Raw genomic sequence first — 20,358 nt, 5'->3', positions numbered from 1 at the left:
CCGGCCGCCGCGCCGATCGCCGTCGAATCCAGCATGTGAGACACCATCCAGGGCAACCCCTTCCGTACCCACCCTTATCGGGCTAGCCGCCAAGCGCTTTCGTCCCATATTGCGAGCAGAAGTAACCGGCGATTAACGCACACCTATTGACTTCTATTCACTCGACTATGACTGTGCATGACTATATGCAGACAGGGCAAGGGGAAGCGGATGATCAGCTTCAAGCACGTCAGCAAGCACTACCCGAACGGCACCACTGCCGTCGACGATCTGAGTCTCGAACTCCCGGAGGGAGACATCACGGTCCTGGTCGGTTCCTCCGGCTGCGGCAAGACCACCACGCTCAGGATGGTCAACCGCATGGTCGAGCCCAGCAGCGGCACGGTCAGCGTCGGCGGGCGTGACATCCTCGAGGCCGACGCCGCCGAGCTGCGGCGCGGCATCGGCTATGTGATCCAACAGGCGGGACTCTTCCCGCACCGCACGATCCTGGACAACATCGCGACCGTCCCGCTGCTGCTGGGCTGGGGCCGCCGCAAGGCGCGGGCGCGCGCCGCCGAGCTGCTGGAGCTGGTCGGGCTGCCCGCCGGATCCGGCAAGCGCTATCCGCACCAGCTCTCCGGCGGTCAGCAGCAGCGCGTCGGGGTGGCCCGGGCGCTGGCCGCCGATCCACCGGTGCTGCTGATGGACGAGCCGTTCGGCGCGGTCGACCCGGTCGTCCGCACCCAGCTCCAGAACGAGCTGCTGCGGCTCCAGAGCGAGCTGCGCAAGACGGTCGTCTTTGTCACCCACGACATCGACGAGGCGGTCCGTCTGGGCGACCGGATAGCGATCTTCCGCACCGGCGGCCATTTGGTCCAGTGCGCGCCCCCGGCCGAGCTGCTGGCCTCCCCCGCCGACGACTTCGTGGCGGGCTTCCTCGGCGCCGAGCGCGGGCTGAAGCTGCTCTCGCTCTCCACCCTCGCCGGTCTCCCCCAAGAGCCCGCCGACGACAAGGGCCGCTGGCGGCTGGTCACCTCCGGCCGCGGCGAGCCGCTGGGCTGGCGCGACACCGAGGGCCCGGACGGCGACGAGGCCCCGCTGCTGCCGGTGCGCCCGCTGCGCGACACCGACTCGCTGCTGTCCGCCCTCGACGAGTCGCTGGCCTCCCCCGCCGGGCTGGTCGCCCGGGTGGACGCGGACGGCGTGCTGACCGGGGTCACCGGGCGCGACCGGATCCACGAACACGCGGGCCGCCGCCACGCCGAGGCGGGCCGTACGAACGCTTCCCAGGCTCCAGACCCCGACGCGAGCGTGACCGCATGACCGTCGACTGGGGCTGGTTCCCCGACCACGTGGACGACCTCACCACGCTCACCTTCGACCACCTCTCCACCGCCGTTCCAGCCGTCCTCTTCGGCCTGCTGATAGCGGTGCCGCTGGCGGTCATCGCGCATCGCGTACGGCCGCTGCGCGGCGTCCTCCTGGGCCTGTCGAACGTCCTCTTCACCATCCCCTCCATCGCGATCTTCGTGCTGCTGCTGCCGATCACCGGCCTCACCCGCACCACCGCGATCACCGGGCTCACGATCTACACCCTGACCGTGCTGCTCCGGAACACCGTCGAGGGCCTGGACAGCGTCCCCGCCAAGGCGCGCGAGGCGTCCACCGCCATGGGCGCGCGCCCGCTGCGCACCCTGCTCACGGTCGAGCTGCCGCTCGCCTTCCCGGTGATCATGGCGGGCGTACGGGTCTCCAGCGTGATGGCGATCTCGCTGGTCAGCGTCGCCAGCTACATCGGGTACGGCGGCCTCGGCCAGCTGTTCACCGACGGCTTCCAGCGCAACTACCCCACCCCGGTCGTCGCCGGAGTCGTCCTGTCCCTGCTGCTCGCCCTGGTCGCGGACGCCGTCCTGGTCGCCATCCAGTGGCTGTGCACCCCCTGGCTGAGGAGGCGTGCCTGACATGATCGAACTGCTGACCAACCTCGGCCACTGGCTGACCAGCGGCGCCCAGTGGTCCGGGCCCGACGGCATCGCGACCCGCCTCCTGGAGCACCTCCAGTACTCGGCCCTCGCGACCCTCGTGGCCGCCCTCATCGCCCTCCCCGTCGGGCTGCTCATCGGCCACACCGGGCGCGGCGCGTTCCTCGCCATCAACCTCTCCGGCTTCGGCCGCGCGCTGCCCACCGTCGGTCTGGTCACCCTGGTCTTCCTGGCCAGCGGCCTGAGCATGTGGCCCGTCTACGTCTCGCTGGTCGCCCTCGCGGTCCCGGTCATCGTCACCAACACCTACGCGGGCATGGCCGCCGTCGACCCCGAGGTCAGGGACGCGGCACGCGGTCAGGGCATGCGCTGGCACCAGGTCCTCTTCCAGGTCGAACTCCCCCTCGCCCTCCCCCTGATCATGACCGGGCTGCGGCTGGCCTGCACCCAGGTCGTGGCCACCGCCACCATCGCCGCGTACGTCAGCTTCGGCGGCCTCGGCCGCTACGTCTTCGACGGGCTGGCCCAGCGCGACCTGGTGCAGGTCCTGGGCGGAGCGGTGCTGGTCGCCGTCCTGGCGATCGCCCTGGACCTGGCCCTGGCCGCCGTGCAACGCCTGGCCTTCCGCAACCGCCCCGCCCCCTCCCAAGCGCACTGAGACCTTACGGAGAACCCATGAACCGCAGGAAACTGCTCGGCGGCCTGCTCGCCGGAGCCTCCGTGCCCACCCTCGCCGCGTGCAGCGGCGGCATCACCTCCCTGAAGGGCGACGGCGCCGGAGGCGGCCAGGGCGGCGGCAGCAGCGCGGGCGGACTCGTCATCGGCACCGCCAACTTCACCGAGAACCAGCTCCTCGGCTACCTCTACGCCGAGGCCCTGGGCGGCGCGGGCATCAAGACGAGCGTCCGCCCCAACCTCGGCTCCCGCGAAATCGTCATCCCCGCCCTCCAGCAGGGCGATATCGACCTGCTCCCCGAGTACCAGGGCAACCTGCTCCTCCACTTCGACGACAAGGCCCCCCAGACCCAGGCGGGCGACCTCCAGAACGCCCTCACCGTCGCCCTCCCCAACGGCCTCGAAGCCCTCTCGTACGCGGCCGCCGAGGACAAGGACGTCTTCTGCGTCACCCGCGAAACCGCCGACAAGCACGGCCTGCGCAGCTTCTCCGACTTGAAGAAGCAGAACGGCAAGCTGGTCTTCGGTGGCCCCGCGGAGGACAAGAACCGGGTCGTCGGCCTCGTCGGCCTCAAGAACCGCTACGGCGTCACCTTCAAGGAGTTCAAGGCCCTCGACGCCTCCGGCCCCCTGGTCAAGGGCGCCCTGAAGAAGGGCGACGTCGACGTCGCCAACCTCTTCTCCACCGACCCCGACATCGAGGCCAACGGCTGGGTCATCCTCGCCGACCCCAAGGCCCTCATCCCCGCCCAGCACATCGTCCCCGTCATCCGCGGCGCCAAGGCCGACACCAAGGTCCGCAAGGCCCTGGCCAAGCTCGGCGGCGCCCTCACCACCCACGAACTGGCCAGGCTCAACAAGCTGGTCGACAAGGAGAAGAAGGACCCGGACGAGGTGGCCGCCGACTGGGCCGCCGACCACGGCCTCACGAAGAAGTAGGGCCCGCATGCCCACATCCCTGGTCGAGACGCGCTCGATCGACGTCGTCCCCGACGCCGAGCGCCATGGCACCGCCTTCAGCCAGTTCACGCTGTGGCTCGGCGCGAACCTCCAGATCACCGCCGTCGTGACCGGCGCCTTGGCCGTCGTCTTCGGCGTGGGCGCCTTCTGGTCGGTCATCGCCCTGCTGGTCGGCAACGTCCTCGGCGGAGCCGTCATGGCGCTCCACTCCGCCCAGGGGCCACGGCTCGGCCTCCCCCAGATGATCTCCTCCCGGGCCCAGTTCGGGGTCCGCGGCGCGATCGTCCCGCTGCTGCTGGTCATCGTCATGTACGTGGGCTTCTTCGCCAGCGGCAGCGTGCTGGCGGGCCAGGCCGTCGGCGAACTCACCCACCTCGGCGACACGACCGGCATCATCCTCTTCGCCCTGCTCACCGCCGTGGCCGCGGCCGTCGGCTACCGCCTGATCCACACCCTGGGCCGGATCGCGGGCGTGGTCTGCGCCCTGGCCTTCGTCTACCTGGGCATCCGGCTGCTGGACCGCGCCGACCTGGCCGCCCTCCTCCACGACCGGAGCTTCGACTTCCCGCTCTTCCTCCTCGCGGTGTCGCTCTCCGCCTCCTGGCAGCTCGCCTTCGGCCCGTACGTCGCCGACTACTCCCGCTACCTGCCGCGCAGCACCTCGGCCCGGGCCACGTTCTCCTGGACCCTCGCGGGCACCGTCCTCGGCTCCCAGTGGTCCATGACCTTCGGCGCCCTCGCGGCCGCCGCGGCCGGTGACGCCTTCGTCGGCCACGAGGTCAGTTACGTCGTCGGCCTCGGCGGCGGCGCGGCCGTGATCACCTCACTGCTCTACTTCGTCATCGCCCTCGGCAAGCTGACGATCAACGTGCTCAACACCTACGGCGGCTTCATGTCGATGGTGGACCAGCGTCAGCGGCTCGCGCACGCACCCTCTCCCCGCGCGCGACGCTACATCGCGGATCATGTCGGCGGGCACGGCGTCGCCTCTGCTTCAAGGACTTCCTGCTGTTCCTGCTGACCTTCTTCACCCCGTGGAGCGCGATCAACCTCGTCGACTACTACGCCATCGCCAAGGAGCGCTACGACATCCCGGCCCTCAGCGACCCCCACGGCCGCTACGGCGCCTGGCGCTGGAAGGCCCTCACCACCTACGCCCTCGGCGTCCTCGCCCAACTCCCCTTCCTCTCCACCCACTTCTACACCGGCCCGCTCGTCACCCCCCTGGGCGGCGCCGACATCTCCTGGCTCATCGGCCTCGCCGTCCCCGCCGCCCTCTACTGGGCCCTGGCCCGCCACGACACCGCCCACGTCCCGGACCGCATGATCCTCACCCCGGAACCGGTGCCGGGCGGGCCGGACGTGGCCGAGCCAGGGTGAGCCGGACCGCACCGCCCATGTGCCGCCCGACTCCGGGGCAGCAACGACGCGTTCACGCGCGCGGGCCCGACAGCGGCGACGCGCTCCTCGGCGGCCGCACCGCCGAGGCCTCCATCTCGTCCACACAACGCACCGGCCAGCCCGTCGAGTGCGAGCCCTGCATGCCATAGGTCGTCCAGATGCCAGTGGGCCGCCGCGGTGCGGCGGTGAAAGTCGGCCGCCTTTGCCGGACGTCTGTGCAGTCGTACGTCTCCCCTCGTACCGTCCCCGGACGCGGAGAGAGGCCCAAATTTTGAACGAGAGGCTGCGCGCTATGGCGGCCGACTGCTGGACGTACTCCAGGCAGCCCCATGCATCTGGGACACGGCAAATCTCCTGCCGAATAGATTCAACCTGCCAACACTGGCGTTCACCTCGCGCACAGCAACAATTGCCCCGCCCACGTGCGTCGCTCGTGTGTAACTGATGCCGCGTAATAGTCATGGTGTGGGCAGGTCTTGACACACGGTTGCCCGACGTCATACTGGATCGCGAGCGGTTCTAGCCCAGGTGGCGGGGGCCGTTCCCTACCTGGAGGCTATGGCCGCGATGGCCTGGAACCAGGACCCGACGTTCAGTTTAGCCGCTTTCAGTTCCGGCAGAGTTGAGAGTCTGATGCGTCGGCGAGACCAGGATCTGCCGCCGTCCCCTGGAGGGACTGCGGCTCAGACGAGGGCAGCGATTGCCCAAGAGTGCGTCAAGCACTCCCGAGTGGAGTCATCTGAGTACATCGGGTCTAGTGACCCGCTACTGAGACTCTGACTGCCGGGCAGGGCCTCAGTTCTGACCATCGATGTTGGTGGTCGAACTGAGCCTGCCCTGCGCGCATACGGTTCGATCGCCTGGATGAAAGGTGCTCGGCTGTTGGTCGCGCGAACTCCCCTATATGTCAAAGTTCTCTGGATCCTGGTCGCTGCGCTGTTCTCTGTCGTGATTGCCTTTGTGGCCGGAATACTCGTGAGCACTACCGGGGCGACCTTGGCCGAGGCCGTACTCAAGGCTGGGGGCGCATTTGTTGCCTCGATGGTTCTGTGTCTAGCCGTACTGTCAGCTCTCGGTGCCATCTGACATGGAAGCCTTCCCCAGCCTTTCCAAAGCCAGCCGCGCCGACGACCAAGTCTTGGTCAGTGCCCACGCCTGGGGAGTGAACGTCTTTCCTGCCCCCGTGTGGCATCTGCGGATAGGCGCCATGACGCGTCACCGAGAGCGGGTGAGGTGGTCGAGGCCGCCACGCTTGGCAGTGCGTATGAAGGTTCCGAGCGAGGCGGGGGTGGTGGTGACGACCTCTGCGGGGTCGTCGCTCTCGCGCAGCGAGATCTTGCCGTCGAGGGCGGCGAGCTCCAGGCAGTGATTTTCCGCGTTGGTGCCGGAGAACGAAGACTTACGCCAGACTCCAGTGCTGACCATGGCCAGACCTTTCACAGTTCCTGTGTGAGGTGGTGGATGAAGTCTCGCGACTCCTCCACCGCCAAAGAGGAGAGCGCCGCCCTGTCGAGCAGCGCGCGGTACCTTGCGAGTTGTGACTCCGCGTCCATCCACAGCGAACCGTGCCAGGCATCGAGCTGCACGGTGTCGAGCTTGGGTACGGGGCCGCCCACGTAGAGCATGGACGCCCCGGCGCCGCCGAAACCGTCCACGTCAAAGGGGATCACCCGGACGGTCACGTTCGGCCGCTCGGACTGCGCCAGGATGAAGGAAAGCTGCTCGCGTGCGACCTTCCGGTCGGCGACGCGCGTTCGCAGCACGGCCTCATGAATGACGGCTTCGAAGCGGGGCGCCGCAGCTCCCTCCAGGACCTCTCGGCGCCGAACACGGAAGGCAACCTGCGCTTCGAGCTGTTCCAGCGGCGGTTCGGGAAGGCCATACGCCATGAGGGCCCGGACGTAGTCCTCGGTCTGCAGCAGACCTGGCACGTAGACAGCTTGGAGCGTACGCATACCCGTGGCGTGATGCTCCAGCTCGGCCAGGTCCAGCGCCCCGTGCGCGAGAGTACCCCGGTACTCCTCCCACCACCCCTTGGTGCGCTCCGCCGCCATAGTCGCGAGCGCGTCCAGCAACACGGGGTCGAGACAGGCATATTGGGAGGCCATCCGCCGCAGGCGTTCCTCGCTGACGCCAGCCTTCCCCGCCTCGATCTGGCTTATCTGGATCGCATTGGCCCCGAGCAGTTCAGCGGCTTCGCGTGCCGTCATACCTGCCGCTTCGCGCATCTTTCGCAGCTCGGCGCCCAAGCGCTGCTGGCGCGCCGTGGGACTGTTCCTGGGTGGCATGCGTCTTCCCCTCCTGGCCCGTCGAACAGTTTCTCGCGCATCCCACGCGGCGGTCCAACCAGTTCCGAGAGCCCCGGTCATAACATTGCGACGGACTAACCTTATGACCTACTCTGAGTGACGCGTTCATCACTCAAAGATGACCGGCAAAGCCGGAAGCGTACCGCTCCCTCCATGCCCGCTGCCCTGGCACCGGCGCATGCCCGAAGGAGCGGCGAGACACATCTCGGAGGCTCACATGGAGACGCCCGAATCCTTCGACAAAGAACTGTGCGACCTCGTCACCGACTTCGCGCCCAGACTCTTCGCCGTGGTCCAGGAGTATGACGTGGAACCAGGATTACGGGACGGCGCCATCGCCGCCTGGGGCCTGGTCTTCGACGACGGCGCCGTGCGCGTGACCAGCGTGGACGGAACCCGACAGCTCTCCCTCAAGTCCCCCGAGCGGGCAACCTGGTACTTCGGTCGACGGACCGACGACTCCATCCACGCCACACGACTCGTCTGGCTTCCCCCGTCCAGGGCCGCTACATTCGACCGCGCCGAGCCTTCCTGACGGGCTGCGTCACCCCAGGGCGGCCACGATGCGGTCGCGCAGCCCGGCCGCCCGGGGGTCGTCGTAGGTGGCGAGGGCGTGCAGGGCCTCGGTCCAGTGGCGGCGCGCCTCCTCCGTCTCGTCCGCGTCGTACAACGCACCGGCCAGACCATCGAGGGCAAGCGCCGTATGCCACAGGTCGTCCAGCTCCCGGTGGGTCGCCGCGGCGCGGCGGTGGAAGTCGGCCACCGGAGCGGGGGCGCCTTTTGTCGTTTCTGGGGTGCGTACCTGAGCGCCGTCAGAATAGGGCCCGGGAGGGTGCAAGTTTGTGCAAGAACGTAGCCCTGCGGGCTGGCCCCGGGGCAATCTCGGGCATGACCCGTCCGACCTCGGTTTCTGGAGGGAAGCCATGTCTCTGAGGTTCGTTGGCATCGACCCGGACACGCCCAACGGGGGCTCTCCCACGGTCTGGCTCGAAGACGAGAAAGCAGAGATCGTCATTCAGGGGTGGCTGCCCGACTCGGAGATGCACACCGAGATCGCCGGAACCGAGTGGGTAGAGGGACACCCGATCGGCATTCCGGGTCATGAGGGCGTGGTCCGTGTCCCCGTCAGGATGATCCCCTATCTGAGGAAGGTGTGCGATGACGCAGAGCGTGCCGGACTTTGCCGCCCTGCTGAGGAGCGCTGAGCACTCCGCGTGTCACCTGGAGATGCGCGACTCCTACATGGATGACCCGGTGTTCGCCGACTGGCGGGCGGGCAAGCCTGTCGACCGGCCTGAGGCGTACCAGCTCCCGCACGAATACCAGGAGTGGGCCAGCCTGGTCCGCGAGACCGTCGCCCGGGGCGTCGTCATGCGCCGGGCGCGGATCGTCTCCGAACCGGTGACCGACTACATCCGTTGGGAGCATGCGATCACCGAGCGGCACAATGTGGCACTCGGCGAGCGGGTTCGCTGGCTGCCTCGGCGTCTCGCCTCCGATCTCGCCCTCCCGGGCAACGACCTGTGGCTGATCGATGAACGCCGTGTCCTGTTCCACTGGTTCACTGGTGACGGCGAGTGGGCAGGACACGAATTCAACGAGGACCCGGCCACCGTGAAGATGGTGACGACTGCATTCGAGGCGGTATGGGACCGGGGCATTCCACACTCTGAGTACGTCACCTAAGCCCCCTATCCGCCCATCAGTAAGTCGAGCTCACCGCCTATGTCCTCGTCCCCGTCCTCCAGCGTCATCGAGGCTCGCAAGGCCCTCGCGAACCGGCTGGTCGAGATCCGCAAGGGCGCCGGACTCACGGGGGCCGAGCTGGCCGCCCGCTGTGGATGGCACGAGAGCAAGACGTCCCGCATCCAAAACGGCAGGACCGTCCCATCAGAGGAAGACCTGCGCGCCTGGTGCGCGGCTTGTGGCGCCGACGACCAGGTGCCCGACCTGATTGCCACCTCGCGCGCCGTCGACTCGATGTACACCGAGTGGCGGCGCACCGAGCACTCCGGGCTTCGGGCCGAGCAAGAGTCGGTTGCCCCGCTGTACCAGCGCACGAGCCTCTTCCGGGTCTACGCCAGCCGTGTTCTGCCCGGGATGGTACAGACGCCGGAGTACACCACCGCGGTACTGCGATCCATCCAGCGGCACCGCGTTCTGGTCGACGATGTCGAGGACGCCGTCGATGCACGGATGGACCGGCAGCGCATGTTGTTCTCGGGCCGACACCACTTCGGCCTGCTGATCGAGGAGTACGTGCTGTACGCCGCCGTGTGCGATTCCAGCACCATGGCCGGACAGCTCGGTCAGCTCATCACCGCGGCCTCAAGCCCGTTTGTCAGCCTCGGCATCATCCCGATGGGCACCGAGCGGCCGCACCTCCCAGTCGAAGACTTCTACATGTTCGACGAGGCAGAGGTCGCCGTCGAGTTGACCTCCGGCTATCTGCGGATCACCCGGCCCCCGGAGATTGCCGAGTACGTGCGAACCTTCGCTGCGTTCGCCTCCATGGCCGCTCATGGCCCCCACGCGCGATCGTTGATCACCAAGGCGATTAACGCTCTTGGGTGAAGGTGCGCAAGAAGGTGCAAGTTCCTCGCGCCCGCTGGGTGCGGCTTCCTAGCCTCGAAGCATGGCCCCCACAGCGATCCCGACCAAGTACCAGCGGCCCGCCCAGACGGAGCTGCGGTCCATCACGGCGCGGGTGGCCGAGTGCCTTGCGGACACGCTGAGGGTTGCGGACGGCCGCGGGGACCGGCTGGGCGCCATGGACGGTGACAACGGCCCAGGGGCCCCGCTGAGGCGTTCGGATGACCGCCCCGGCCCCCGCTGATGCGACGCGCCTCCGCCCTCGCACTGCGCCTCACGGTTGTTCGTCCGCACCTGCACGGAGCGACTCAGCGGGGCGTGGGACGGTGCTCCCGCCCCCGACAATCGTTCGCCACACAGCAGCCCCTACCGAACGGAGACCCATGGCAGGCATCGAATTCGAAGCAAAGGCCCTGGACATCGACCCGAAGAAGATGGAGCGGCTTATCGTCGAGGCAGGCGGAGTCCGCCGGACCGAGCCGCGGCTGATGCGCCGGTACGTCTACGACACCATCCCGGCCGTTCCCGGCCGGTGGGTGCGCCTGCGCGACACCGGGGCAGTGACGACCCTGTGCGTCAAGCAGATCTCCACCGACGCGGTCGACGGTACCCACGAGACCGAGGTCACGGTCGACAACTTCGAGGAGACGAACGCGCTGCTCGGCCTCATGGGGTTGACGCCGCGCAGCTACCAGGAGAACCGGCGCACCTCCTACGCGCTCGGCGCCGTGCGCCTGGAGCTCGACGAGTGGCCCCTCATCCCGCCGTACCTGGAGATCGAGGCAGACGACGAGCCTCAGGTGTGGGCCGCGGCCGAAGCGCTGGGCTTTGACCGCGAGCGCCTGACGTCGTTCAACACGACCAAGGTCTACGACCTGTACGGCATCGACCTGGACGCGATCACCGACCTGCGGTTCGAGTAGCCGAGGCTCCCGGCCTGCGGGGCGTCGGCCGGGCCGATGGAGGGGGCACGATGCACGACACGAACAACCTGCCGGTCGAGGTCCGACCGGACCGCACCTTACGCGTGAAGATCATCGATGCGTGCGGGCTCGCCTGCTCGTTCTGCCACAACGAGGGCACCCCCGTGGCCACCGACAACACTGGACGTGCCGCAGGTGAGTTCACCGGCACGCCGGGGCGGTCCGGCCGGGTGTCCATCTACCTGAAGACCAATGGCGCCGACTTCCTTCCGGCCCGCATCCCGGCCGACTCGGACTTCGCCCTGGCACTGGCCGCCGTCCGTGGCAGCCTGCCTACCCACGAAGTCCACTTCACCGGCGGGGAGCCCACCCTGCATCCAGAGCTGCCCGGGTTGATCCGCATCGCCCGGCGGCTCGGGCTGACCGTCGGATTGACCTCGAACGGCGAGAACGGCGCGGCCGCCCTGCCGGAAGCCGCTGCGGCCGGCCTCGACCGCATCAACCTGTCGGTGTTCGGCACCACCCCCGAAGAACTCGCCGCCGTGCAGGGCCCGCGCCTGGCCTCGCCGAAGCTCGCCGCGCGCAAGCTCGACGCGCTGGCAAAGACGATCGAGACCGCTCGCACCTACGGCATCAAGGTGTCGGCCAACATCGTGATCCCGAACCACGACCATGTGGAACGCGTGCTGCGCGTCATCGAGCAGCACGGTCGGTCGGTGGTGGTGCGCATGCTCGTGTCGCTGGAGGACGACGGGGCGTCGCTGGCCGCCATGCGGGAAGTCATCGACCACCTCGACGCCGTGCCGGTCCGGAGGATCGTCACAGCGGGTGCGTCGGATCAGCGGGTGCGGTACCGACTGCCGGGCGGGCGGACTTTGTACGCCAAGAGCATCCGGCCCGTGCGCCTCCCGGAGACGTGCGCCGACTGCCGGTTCAACAACCCCGACGACTGCCAAGAGGGGTACTACGGCGTCCGGATGTACCGGGCCACCGACGGGCCGTTCATGGTCGGCGTATGCATTCAGCGGATGGACCTGTGCCTACCGCTGGGCGAGTTCATCATGAGCCAGCGCAGCCGAGAGGTCGCCGCGTTCCGAGACGACGAAGCGGCGAGACTCACGAAGCTGTACACCGCCCGCACGCCGTCGCCCCAACACCGGGCGTAGCGCCCCCCAAGCGTTCCCCGGCCGTCATTACCCGCGTTGTAAACGGCCAGCCGCCTCGCGCAGTGCACCACCGGCCTGGGAGACCACGCCGCGTCCACCGCCTACGGCACAGCACACGGGTAGGGTCCGATACGCTTCGTCGCCCGAAGAGTGCTTCTTCCTTGCGACGACCTGGAGTTGGGCACGTCTCATGTCGCAGGTATAGGAGCAGGCACACTCTTCGCGTCTTTGCTCACCCACCAGACGCCCCACTGCGTAGAAGCGTGAAGTCGAGGAGTGTGGTTCGTGACTACGGTCTAGGCGCGGCGCACAATGGCCGCCGATCCCCAGGACGTGTACGAGCTGATCGCCGACGTGACCCGGATAGGGGAGTGGAGCCCTGAGGCGACGGGAGCCGAGTGGCTGAATGGCGAGCCGGGTGCGGTCGGATCGACGTTCCGCGGACACAACCGGCGTCCTTGGGTGAAGTGGAGCACGATCTGCACCGTCACCGCGGCCGGTCCCGGAAAGCGCTTCGCCTTCGACGTCAAGGCAGCTGGTCGCCCGGTCGCGGCCTGGGAGCTCGAGATCGTCCCGCGCGACGGCGGGTGCGAGGTCACGCAGCGGACTTTCGATCAGCGCAGCTTGCTCTACAAGGTGACCTCGGTGGTCACTACCGAGGTCCGAGCGGACTGATGGTTCCGTCCGGGACTGCCGCCTTGGACCGCACCGAGCACCCCATGGCGGGCCTCGTTACGCGAGGGCGGCGGTGATGCGGTCGCGCAAGGCAGCCGCCCGGGGGTCGTGGTAGGGGGCGAGCACACGCAGGGCCTCCGCCCAATGCCGCCGCGCCTCCTCCGTCTCGTCTACTTCGCGCAGCGCACCGGCGAGGCCGTCGAGGGCAAGCGCCGTGTGCCACAGGTCGTCCAGCTCGCGGTGGGCCGCCGCTGCGCGACGGTGGAAGTCGGCTGCTTCCGTTGGACGCCCGAGCCGTCGGTACGTCTCCCCCGCGCCATCCCACGCCCGCGCCTCCCGCGCCCGGTCGCCGAGGCGGCGTTGGAGCGAGGCCGCCTGCTGGAACGAGACCAGGGCGTCGTGCGGTGCACCGTTCGCCAGCTGCGCCCGGCCCAGCTCCAGCAGCCAGTACCCCTCCCACATGTGGTTGCGGTGGGTGAGGGCGATGTCCAGCGCGTCCTGGGCGGACCGCAGCGCCTCCTCCGGCTGTCCGAGGTCCCGCTGAACGGCTCTCAGGATGCGCAGCGCGTTGCCCCCGTCGCCCTGGTTGCCCAGCTCGCGGTGCGCCTCCAAGGCCCGATGGACGAAGTCGGACGCCTCGTCCAGTTGGGCCAGCTCGTACGTCACCTCGGCGAGGTTCGACAGGACGACGGCCTCCCAGTGGGTCGCGGCCAACTCCCGCAAGAGCGCCACGGCCTGCTCGAAGTGGTCCCTTGCCGCCTCCAGCCGACGCCCCCGCAAGTGGATCAGCCCGATGTCGTTCAGCGACAGCGCCTCCCCGAGCCGGTCCCCCGTCTCCCGGCGAGCCTCCAGGGCGCCCTGGTGGTACTCAGCAGCCTCCTCAAGGATGGGACTGCGTGTACGCCATGCCCAGACTCTCCAAAAGCTCGGCCTCCGCCATACGGTCACCCACCCGACGCGCCGCGCCCAGCCCGATCCGGCTCATGGCGAGCCATTCCTCGAACGGATTAAGGATCATGTGCATGCTCCGCAGCACCGCGGGCAGCTGCCAGGCGATCACATCGAGACCGGCCTCCTCAGCGGCACGCGTCGCGGCCAGCAGATTGCCGCGCTCCGCCTCGTACCACCGCATGGCCTCGTCGTAATCCGCGAAGGACGCGGGGGTGAGGCCCTCGCTCAGGGGCTCCAGCAGGATGTGGGCCTCCTGGGGATTGATCCAGGTCTGCGCCGCGTCTGCTGTGTGCAGATACCAGAGCAGTACGCGGCGCAGCGCCGCCTCGCGCCCCTCGGGCGGCTCCTCGTACCGCGCCTGGTCAGCCGCGTAGGCGCGCAACAGGTCGTGGAACTCGTAGCGGTCGGGCCTGGCCATCCCGATTACCGTGTTGTTCCGCCAGTGAACCGGCCGGAGGCCGGACCTGATCCGGTCACACACCGTAAGCATCGGCATGGTGGCCACGCCGATGTAGACAGGGGGGCCAGCGGGTCACTGGCGATGACCACCACTTCGGCGCCCCACGTCCGGCCGCTGTCACGGGACACGCGAATGCTCATGAGCCGTTGCCGCTTTGCTGCTTTGTCCATCACGATCCGCCTTCTCTGTCGTGTTCGGTCGTGATGGTGCCGTTGGCCTCCAGACCATCGCGACGACAGAAAAGGTGTTGTTCGGGTGTCCCTCAAAAGGCGTCATTTAGGTGTCATAGACGGGCATCTGGGGCTAGCGTGGACGTCATGACGACCGAGGTGCACGCACCGAACGACGCATTGCGGGCCGTGCGGATCGGCCTGCGGATGAGCCAGGACGACCTGGCAAAGGCGCTCCGCCGAGCAGGTGTGGAGATGGGCGAGCCGAACGAGGCCAGCAAACGACTGGTCCAGCGCTGGGAATCCGGCATCAGCAGGTCGCCGAGGCCGGTCTACATCCGCGCGCTGGAGAGGGTCACAGGGGTGCCGGTCGAGTCGTTGGGATTCGCCCCGCAGGCGCCCATGGCGAGAGTTCAAGGCGATGGGACAGGAGGCCATGACATGGCACCGAGCACGGAGGGCATTGTCGGCGTCGCCCCTGCGTCCGCCGACACCCGGGCGGGTCAGCAGACGGCAGGAGACAACTTCAGCGGCATCTGGCTTTCCCGGTACGAGTACTACTCGTCGGGCCGTGACGACGCCTATGAAGGCAGGCATTACGTGGCGTTCGTCCAGCACGGCAACCGCCTGACAGGACGGTCGCTGAACGGGGCATCCCTGAACCCCGATTCCCCGCTCAGCCTGGATCTCACCGTTGACCGCAGCGTGGTCACAGGCACCTGGACCGAGCAGACGGCCGCGGACGGCTACTACCAGGGAGCGTGCTACCACGGCGCGATCCAGATGCTCGTGGAGCCGACCGGTCGCCGCATGGCGGGCAAGTGGGTCGGGTTCGGCAAGGACTTCGACGTCAACACCGGGCCGTGGGAACTGCGCCTGATGGACACGTCGACCTCGAAGGCGGCCCTGGAGCGGTACAGCGTCCCACCGGAGTGACCGGCCAGAGGTCGTCAGGCCCGGGCGTCGGGTATATCCGGCTTCGCGGCGCTCAAGGTGGCGCCCGGAATGACGGCGAGGCGCTCGTCCGGGGCGATGCTGGCGTCCTCGGGGAGCTTCGCGCGATAGGCGTCGGTCAGGTCGCGGCCGATGACCGCGATGTCACCGTTGTCGAGCTGCCAGATGTCGGGGCATCCGTCGCGCCCTCCGGTCTTTCCGAGTTCGCGCGCCGACTTGCCCAATCGGCGCGCGAACGAGGCGGACAGGTCGGCTTCCCAGGCGCGTTCACGGGTGGCAATGGCGCCCGGGGCCGAAGACCGGGATCAAGCCGGGGGCAGGAGCTTCTTCTGGGGCTTGCCCATGGCGTTTCGGGGGAGGGCGTCCAGGAAGCGGACCTTGCGGGGGCGCTTGTGGACCGAGAGCTGGGTGGCGACGAAGTCGATCAGGTCCTGTTCGCCGACGCCGTCGGCGACGACGTACGCGACGATCTGCTGGCCGAGGTCGTCGTGGGGGGCGCCGACGACGGCGGCCTCGTGGACGGCGGGGTGGTCGAGGAGGGCGTTCTCGACCTCGCCGGCACCGATGCGGTAGCCGCCGGACTTGATCATGTCGGTGGAGGCGCGGCCGACGATGCGGTGGAAGCCGTCCGGGTCGACGGCGGCGATGTCGCCGGTGCGGAACCAGCCGTCCTCGGTGTAGGAACCGGCGGTGGCCTCGGAGCGGCCCAGGTAGCCGTCGAAGAGGGTGGGGCCGGTGAGCTGGAGTTCGCCGATCTCGGCGCCCTCCTCGGCGACGATCCGGGTGCGGACGCCGGTGATCGGGGTGCCGACGGAGCCGGGGCGGCGTTCGCCGCCCGCGCGGGTGGAGATGGTGATGAGGCTTTCGGTCATGCCGTAGCGCTCGACCGGGCGCTGGCCGGTGAGCTGCTCCAGGTCGCGGAAGACAGGGGCGGGCAGCGGCGCGGAGCCGGAGACCAGGAGGCGGGCGGCGGACAGGGCCCGGGCGGACTCGGGGTCCTGGACGACGCGGTTCCAGACCGTCGGGACGCCGAAGTAGAGGCTGCCGCCCGCCGCCGCGTAGGCCGCCGGGGTCGGCTTGCCGGTGTGGACGAGGCGGCTGCCGGTGCGGAGGGCGCCGAGGACGCCGAGGACCAGGCCGTGGACGTGGAACAGCGGCAGCCCGTGGACCAGGGTGTCGTCCGGCGTCCAGGCCCAGGCCTCGGCCAGCCCGTCCAGGTCGGCGGCGACCGCGCGCCGTGAGATCAGGGCGCCCTTGGGCGCGCCCGTGGTGCCGGAGGTGTAGAGGATGAGGGCGGTGGACTCCGGGTCGGGCTCCGGCTTCGTCCAGGCCGCCCGCTCGGTCAGGTCGACCGGCACCGTCTCGATCGGCGCCTCGACGCCGGTGTCGCCGGTCAGCAGCAGGGTGGCGGCCGAGTCGCGCAGGATGTGGTCCCGTTCGGCGGGTCCGGAGTCCGGCGGTACGGGGACCACGGGCACCCCGGCGAGCAGCGCGCCGACCACCGCCGTCACCGTCTCCGCGGTCGCGGTCGCCCGGACCGCGACGACCGGCGCCCCGGCCACCCGGGCGGCCACCGCGCCCGCGGCGCCCAGCAGGTCCTCGCGCGAGAGGGCACGGCCGCCGACGGTGAGCGCGTCGGGGCGGTCACCACCCGGCGCGGCGAGGGAGGAGAGGAGAGGTGCGGTCACGGAACTGACTCCTTTCGGCCCCCTGCGCCTTTCGTGGGGGGCTAGCCCTACCGACTTCAGCGTCCCCGTGACCGTACCTTCGTATCCATGGACGCCCATGACCAGGAGCTGAAAAGGGAACTCGACGCGACCCTCCAGGCCCGTAAGGAGCTGGGCGCGGATTACGAGTCCGAACTGATCGACGCCTTCCTGGAGAAGGTCCAGCAGCGCTTCGACGATACGGCGGACCGGGACCTGCGGCGGCAGCAGGCCGAGCGTCAGATGGCCGCCGCGCGCGGTGCGCGCCCGTACGCGGGCGGGGACGGGGAGGCGACGGGGCTGGGGCTCGGCGAGCGGTTCGCCTTCGTCGGGGTGTCCCTGGTGCTCGCGATACCGCTGTCGGCGATCGGCGCGGTCAACGCCGGGGAGTCCGGGCTGCTGATCACCTGGGCCGGGATCGTCGGCGTCAACGCGGTCCACTCGCTGGGGTTCTTCTCCCGGTTCCGCCGGGAGAACAGGAAGTAAAGCGCGGGAACCGCCGCACCCCGGCGTAGCGCCGAGGGCGGGACGACGGCGGTTCCCGCGAGGGACGCGGTAGCCCGCGTCCCGGGCGACTGTGGAGGTCCGGGAGCCGCTCCGGATGTCCTGGTCGCCGCATCCTTGGGTGTCGGTGTCGTCCTTTCCGACATCCCCTAATCTGCCCGGGCAGTGTTAACGCTGTGCTGCGTGCGCGTGACGCTCACGTACCACTTCACCGAAGCCCGAACTGCGGCGTCACTTCGCGCCGTTGGCGAGGTATGCGAGCAGGTCCTGACGGCTCACGACGCCCTTGGGCTTGCCCTCCACCAGCACGACCGCCGCGTCCGCCCGGCCCAGGACGGCCATCAGGTCCTCGACCGCCTCGCCCGAGCCGACGTGCGGCAGGGGCGGGCTCATGTGCTTCTCCAGCGGGTCGCCGAGGGAGGCGCGCTGGGCGAACAGGGCGTCCAGCAGCTCGCGTTCCACGACCGAGCCGATGACCTCGGCGGCCATCACGTCGGGGTGTCCGGCGCCGGGCTTCACGATGGGCATCTGCGAGACGCCGTACTCCCGCAGGACCTCGATGGCCTCCCCGACCGTCTCGTCGGGGTGCATGTGGACGAGCGAGGGCAGTCCGCCCGCCTTGCCCTGGAGGACGTCGCCGACGCGCACGGACGGGCCGTCCTCCTCCAGGAAGCCGTAGTCGGCCATCCACTCGTCGTTGAAGATCTTGGAGAGGTAGCCGCGGCCGCTGTCCGGGAGCAGCACGACGACCACGTCGTCGGGGCCGAGCCGCTTCGCGACCTCCAGCGCGCCGACGACCGCCATGCCGCAGGAGCCGCCGACCAGCAGCCCTTCCTCCTTGGCGAGCCGCCGCGTCATCTGGAAGGCGTCCTTGTCGGAGACGGCGACGATCTCGTCGGCGACGGTCCGGTCGTACGCGCTGGGCCAGAAGTCCTCGCCGACGCCCTCGATGAGGTACGGGCGCCCGGTGCCGCCGGAGTAGACGGAGCCCTCGGGGTCGGCGCCGATGACCTTGACCCGGCCGTCGCTCACGTCCTTCAGATAGCGGCCGGTGCCGCTGATGGTGCCGCCGGTGCCGACGCCCGCCACGAAGTGGGTGATCTTCCCGTCGGTCTGCTCCCACAGCTCGGGGCCGGTGCTCTCGTAGTGGGAGCGCGGGTTGTCCGGGTTGCTGTACTGGTCGGGCTTCCAGGCACCGGGGGTCTCGCGCACCAGGCGGTCGGAGACGTTGTAGTACGAGTCGGGGTGCTCGGGGTCGACGGCGGTCGGGCAGACGACGACCTCGGCGCCGTACGCCCGCAGCACGTTGATCTTGTCGGTGGAGACCTTGTCCGGGCAGACGAAGACGCACTTGTAGCCCTTGCGCTGGGCCACCATCGCGAGGCCCACGCCGGTGTTGCCGGAGGTCGGCTCGACGATCGTGCCGCCGGGCTTCAGCGCGCCGGATGCCTCCGCGGCCTCGATCATCCGGACCGCGATGCGGTCCTTCACCGAGCCGCCGGGATTGAAGTATTCGACCTTGGCCAGGACGGTCGCCCGGATGCCCTCGGTCACGGTGTTGAGCTTCACCAGCGGGGTGTTGCCGACCAGCTCAATCATCGATTCGTAGTACTGCACGCCTGCTCCTGGTCCGGAATCCGCGGGATCTCCGCGTCGGGACGGCCGCGTCGCGGGCCCTTACAGCCAGCTTATTGCGCGGAGCCGGGCGGTGGCCCGTGCGGTTGTGGACCAGCACGCAGGGGGCACCAAGTGGTTAGCAAGGCGTACAAAGGTACAGAAGGCGTTCGGACGGAGGTGGGCTGGACCCATGTCGATGTCGAGGGCGAGGGTTGCGCGGCGGATCGCGGCCGCGGCGGCGTACGGGGGCGGCGGGATCGGGCTGCTGGGCGGGGTGACCGCCGTGCTGTTGCTCACCGAGGTCTCCCTGGCGAAACGGATCGTGGGCGGGTCGGAGGAGGCTCCGCCGCGCGCGGACGGCCGCTACGGCTTCGCCTTCGCCCGAAGGACCGGCCAGCCACCTCTGCGGCTGGCCTTTCTCGGCGACTCCACGGCCGCCGGACAGGGCGTCCACCGCCCTAGTCAAACGCCGGGCGCGCTGCTGGCCTCCGGGCTCGCGGCGGTGGCGGAGCGCCCGGTGGACCTGCGGAACGTGGCGCTCCCGGGGGCGCAGTCCAGCGACTTGGAGCGGCAGGTCACGCTGGTGCTGGAGGATCCGGAGCAGCTGCCGGACGTCTGCGTCATCATGATCGGCGCGAACGACGTCACCGGGCGGATGCCGCCCGCGCAGTCGGTGCGGCTGCTGTCGGAGGCGGTGCGGAGGCTGCGCGAGGCCGGATGCGAGGTCGTGGTGGGCACGTGCCCCGATCTGGGCACGATCGAGCCCGTCTACCAGCCCCTGCGGTTCGTCGCCCGTCGGCTCAGCCGTCAGCTGGCGGCGGCGCAGACGATCGGGGTGGTGGAGCAGGGCGGCCGTACGGTGTCGCTGGGCGACCTGCTGGGGCCGGAGTTCGCGGCCAATCCGCGGGAGCTGTTCGGGCCGGACAACTACCACCCCTCGGCGGAGGGGTACGCGACGGCCGCGATGGCCGTGCTGCCGACGCTGTGCGATTCGCTCGGGTTGTGGCCGGAGGAGGCGCCGGAGACGCGCGACGAGGGCATTCTGCCGGTGGCCACGGCGGCGGCCGCGGCCGCGGCGGAGGGTGGTACCGAGGTGACGGCTGCCCGTGGGCCGTGGGCCCGCCTGTTGCGGCGGAACCGGCCCGCCGGGGCGGATACGGATACGGCGGAGGGGGCCGCCCCTGTCCCCGCCGGTGACGCACTGAGGGGGCTTGTTCCCCACCCCGCCCCTTCCCGAACCGGGGGCAAGCCCCCTCCCCCGTTGCGGGGGCTCCGCCCCCTGCACCCCCGCTCCTCAAACGCCGGAGGGGCTGGATGTGCCGACCCGGGGC

23 protein-coding genes and 1 pseudogene are annotated in these 20,358 nt (G+C 69.5%); 16 read left to right on the top strand and 8 right to left on the bottom strand.

Translation table 11 applies throughout. From position 1 onward, the window contains the following. Nucleotides 1-210: 210 nt before the first annotated feature. From SSOG_RS26605 to SSOG_RS26585, 5 genes and pseudogenes are all read left to right on the top strand, one after another. Nucleotides 211-1,305, top strand: a complete 1,095-nt coding sequence (locus tag SSOG_RS26605) for an ABC transporter ATP-binding protein (RefSeq protein ID WP_009717356.1) — start codon at nt 211-213, stop codon at nt 1,303-1,305. Further along, the gene (locus SSOG_RS26600; protein ID WP_009717355.1) at nt 1,302-1,943 is read left to right on the top strand and encodes an ABC transporter permease; all 642 of its coding nucleotides are present in this window, start codon (nt 1,302-1,304) and stop codon (nt 1,941-1,943) included. The genes SSOG_RS26605 and SSOG_RS26600 overlap by 4 nt, the downstream gene beginning before the upstream one ends. A 1-nt stretch (nt 1,944) precedes the next feature. After that, nucleotides 1,945-2,622: an ABC transporter permease gene (locus tag SSOG_RS26595; protein WP_039938774.1), complete on the top strand. Its 678-nt coding sequence runs from the start codon at nt 1,945-1,947 to the stop codon at nt 2,620-2,622. 17 nt (nt 2,623-2,639) lie between these two features. After that, nucleotides 2,640-3,578 (top strand): ABC transporter substrate-binding protein, encoded by a 939-nt coding sequence (locus tag SSOG_RS26590; protein WP_009717353.1) that lies wholly within the window; start codon nt 2,640-2,642, stop codon nt 3,576-3,578. Nucleotides 3,579-3,585: 7 nt separating this feature from the next. Then, nucleotides 3,586-4,979, top strand: a pseudogene (locus tag SSOG_RS26585) (purine-cytosine permease family protein). A gap of 1,236 nt (nt 4,980-6,215) precedes the next feature. Here the strand turns inward: SSOG_RS26585 and SSOG_RS26580 are convergent. Then, a complete protein-coding gene (locus SSOG_RS26580; RefSeq protein WP_039938771.1) occupies nt 6,216-6,425 on the bottom strand; it encodes a DUF397 domain-containing protein in 210 nt (69 codons plus the stop codon). An 11-nt stretch (nt 6,426-6,436) separates the two neighbouring features. Beyond that, nucleotides 6,437-7,288 (bottom strand): helix-turn-helix domain-containing protein, encoded by an 852-nt coding sequence (locus tag SSOG_RS26575; protein WP_009717350.1) that lies wholly within the window; start codon nt 7,286-7,288, stop codon nt 6,437-6,439. Between the two features lie 238 nt (nt 7,289-7,526). On the opposite strand from SSOG_RS26575, the gene SSOG_RS26570 reads away from it, so the two are divergent. Next, complete coding sequence (locus SSOG_RS26570) at nt 7,527-7,844, top strand: hypothetical protein (RefSeq protein ID WP_039938769.1); 318 nt, start codon at nt 7,527-7,529, stop codon at nt 7,842-7,844. Between the two features lie 9 nt (nt 7,845-7,853). Here the strand turns inward: SSOG_RS26570 and SSOG_RS26565 are convergent, their stop codons facing one another. Beyond that, entirely contained in the window at nt 7,854-8,072 is a 219-nt protein-coding gene (locus tag SSOG_RS26565) for a hypothetical protein (RefSeq protein WP_009717348.1), read from the bottom strand. A gap of 160 nt (nt 8,073-8,232) precedes the next feature. Between SSOG_RS26565 and SSOG_RS53950 the strand changes: the two genes are divergently transcribed. From SSOG_RS53950 to SSOG_RS26530, 7 genes are all read left to right on the top strand, one after another. Then, complete coding sequence (locus SSOG_RS53950) at nt 8,233-8,514, top strand: hypothetical protein (RefSeq protein WP_009717347.1); 282 nt, start codon at nt 8,233-8,235, stop codon at nt 8,512-8,514. Further along, on the top strand, nt 8,468-8,995 hold the full coding sequence (locus SSOG_RS26555; protein WP_009717346.1) for a DUF6879 family protein: 528 nt from the start codon (nt 8,468-8,470) through the stop codon (nt 8,993-8,995). The genes SSOG_RS53950 and SSOG_RS26555 overlap by 47 nt, the downstream gene beginning before the upstream one ends. A 39-nt stretch (nt 8,996-9,034) precedes the next feature. After that, nucleotides 9,035-9,883: a helix-turn-helix domain-containing protein gene (locus tag SSOG_RS26550; protein WP_009717345.1), complete on the top strand. Its 849-nt coding sequence runs from the start codon at nt 9,035-9,037 to the stop codon at nt 9,881-9,883. A 61-nt stretch (nt 9,884-9,944) separates the two neighbouring features. Next, nucleotides 9,945-10,145, top strand: coding sequence for a hypothetical protein (locus SSOG_RS26545; protein WP_009717344.1), 201 nt, complete (start codon nt 9,945-9,947; stop codon nt 10,143-10,145). A gap of 139 nt (nt 10,146-10,284) precedes the next feature. Continuing rightward, nucleotides 10,285-10,824: a CYTH domain-containing protein gene (locus SSOG_RS26540; RefSeq protein ID WP_039938768.1), complete on the top strand. Its 540-nt coding sequence runs from the start codon at nt 10,285-10,287 to the stop codon at nt 10,822-10,824. 50 nt (nt 10,825-10,874) lie between these two features. Beyond that, nucleotides 10,875-11,990 carry a radical SAM protein gene (locus tag SSOG_RS26535; protein ID WP_009717342.1) on the top strand — a complete coding sequence of 372 codons (1,116 nt, stop codon included), beginning with the start codon at nt 10,875-10,877 and terminating at the stop codon, nt 11,988-11,990. Nucleotides 11,991-12,302: 312 nt separating this feature from the next. Next, the gene (locus tag SSOG_RS26530; protein WP_009717341.1) at nt 12,303-12,665 is read left to right on the top strand and encodes an SRPBCC family protein; all 363 of its coding nucleotides are present in this window, start codon (nt 12,303-12,305) and stop codon (nt 12,663-12,665) included. Nucleotides 12,666-12,722: 57 nt separating this feature from the next. Here the strand turns inward: SSOG_RS26530 and SSOG_RS48970 are convergent, their stop codons facing one another. After that, the gene (locus SSOG_RS48970; RefSeq protein ID WP_245606385.1) at nt 12,723-13,613 is read right to left on the bottom strand and encodes a tetratricopeptide repeat protein; all 891 of its coding nucleotides are present in this window, start codon (nt 13,611-13,613) and stop codon (nt 12,723-12,725) included. Further along, entirely contained in the window at nt 13,546-14,034 is a 489-nt protein-coding gene (locus tag SSOG_RS56345) for a hypothetical protein (protein WP_245606384.1), read from the bottom strand. Before SSOG_RS56345 ends, SSOG_RS48970 begins: the two co-directional genes overlap by 68 nt. A 359-nt stretch (nt 14,035-14,393) precedes the next feature. Here SSOG_RS56345 and SSOG_RS26520 point away from each other — a divergent pair, with 359 nt between their 5' ends. Further along, nucleotides 14,394-15,182, top strand: a complete 789-nt coding sequence (locus SSOG_RS26520; protein ID WP_009717339.1) for a helix-turn-helix transcriptional regulator — start codon at nt 14,394-14,396, stop codon at nt 15,180-15,182. A 14-nt stretch (nt 15,183-15,196) separates the two neighbouring features. Here the strand turns inward: SSOG_RS26520 and SSOG_RS26515 are convergent, their stop codons facing one another. Together SSOG_RS26515 and SSOG_RS26510 are read right to left on the bottom strand one after the other, a co-directional pair. Continuing rightward, nucleotides 15,197-15,424, bottom strand: coding sequence for a hypothetical protein (locus SSOG_RS26515; RefSeq protein ID WP_009717338.1), 228 nt, complete (start codon nt 15,422-15,424; stop codon nt 15,197-15,199). An 81-nt stretch (nt 15,425-15,505) separates the two neighbouring features. Next, nucleotides 15,506-16,888 (bottom strand): acyl-CoA synthetase, encoded by a 1,383-nt coding sequence (locus tag SSOG_RS26510; protein WP_009717337.1) that lies wholly within the window; start codon nt 16,886-16,888, stop codon nt 15,506-15,508. A gap of 87 nt (nt 16,889-16,975) precedes the next feature. Between SSOG_RS26510 and SSOG_RS26505 the strand changes: the two genes are divergently transcribed. Next, entirely contained in the window at nt 16,976-17,392 is a 417-nt protein-coding gene (locus tag SSOG_RS26505) for a hypothetical protein (protein WP_009717336.1), read from the top strand. Between the two features lie 249 nt (nt 17,393-17,641). Here SSOG_RS26505 and SSOG_RS26500 read toward each other — a convergent pair whose 3' ends face one another. Then, complete coding sequence (locus SSOG_RS26500) at nt 17,642-19,027, bottom strand: cystathionine beta-synthase (protein ID WP_009717335.1); 1,386 nt, start codon at nt 19,025-19,027, stop codon at nt 17,642-17,644. Between the two features lie 190 nt (nt 19,028-19,217). On the opposite strand from SSOG_RS26500, the gene SSOG_RS26495 reads away from it, so the two are divergent. Continuing rightward, the coding region (locus SSOG_RS26495; protein WP_425385434.1) for an SGNH/GDSL hydrolase family protein at nt 19,218-20,358 on the top strand (1,141 nt) is incomplete at its 3' end.

It is taken from the genome of Streptomyces himastatinicus ATCC 53653, from assembly GCF_000158915.1.
Lineage (GTDB): Bacteria > Actinomycetota > Actinomycetes > Streptomycetales > Streptomycetaceae > Streptomyces > Streptomyces himastatinicus.
This window is presented reverse-complemented; position numbering and strand designations above follow the sequence as displayed.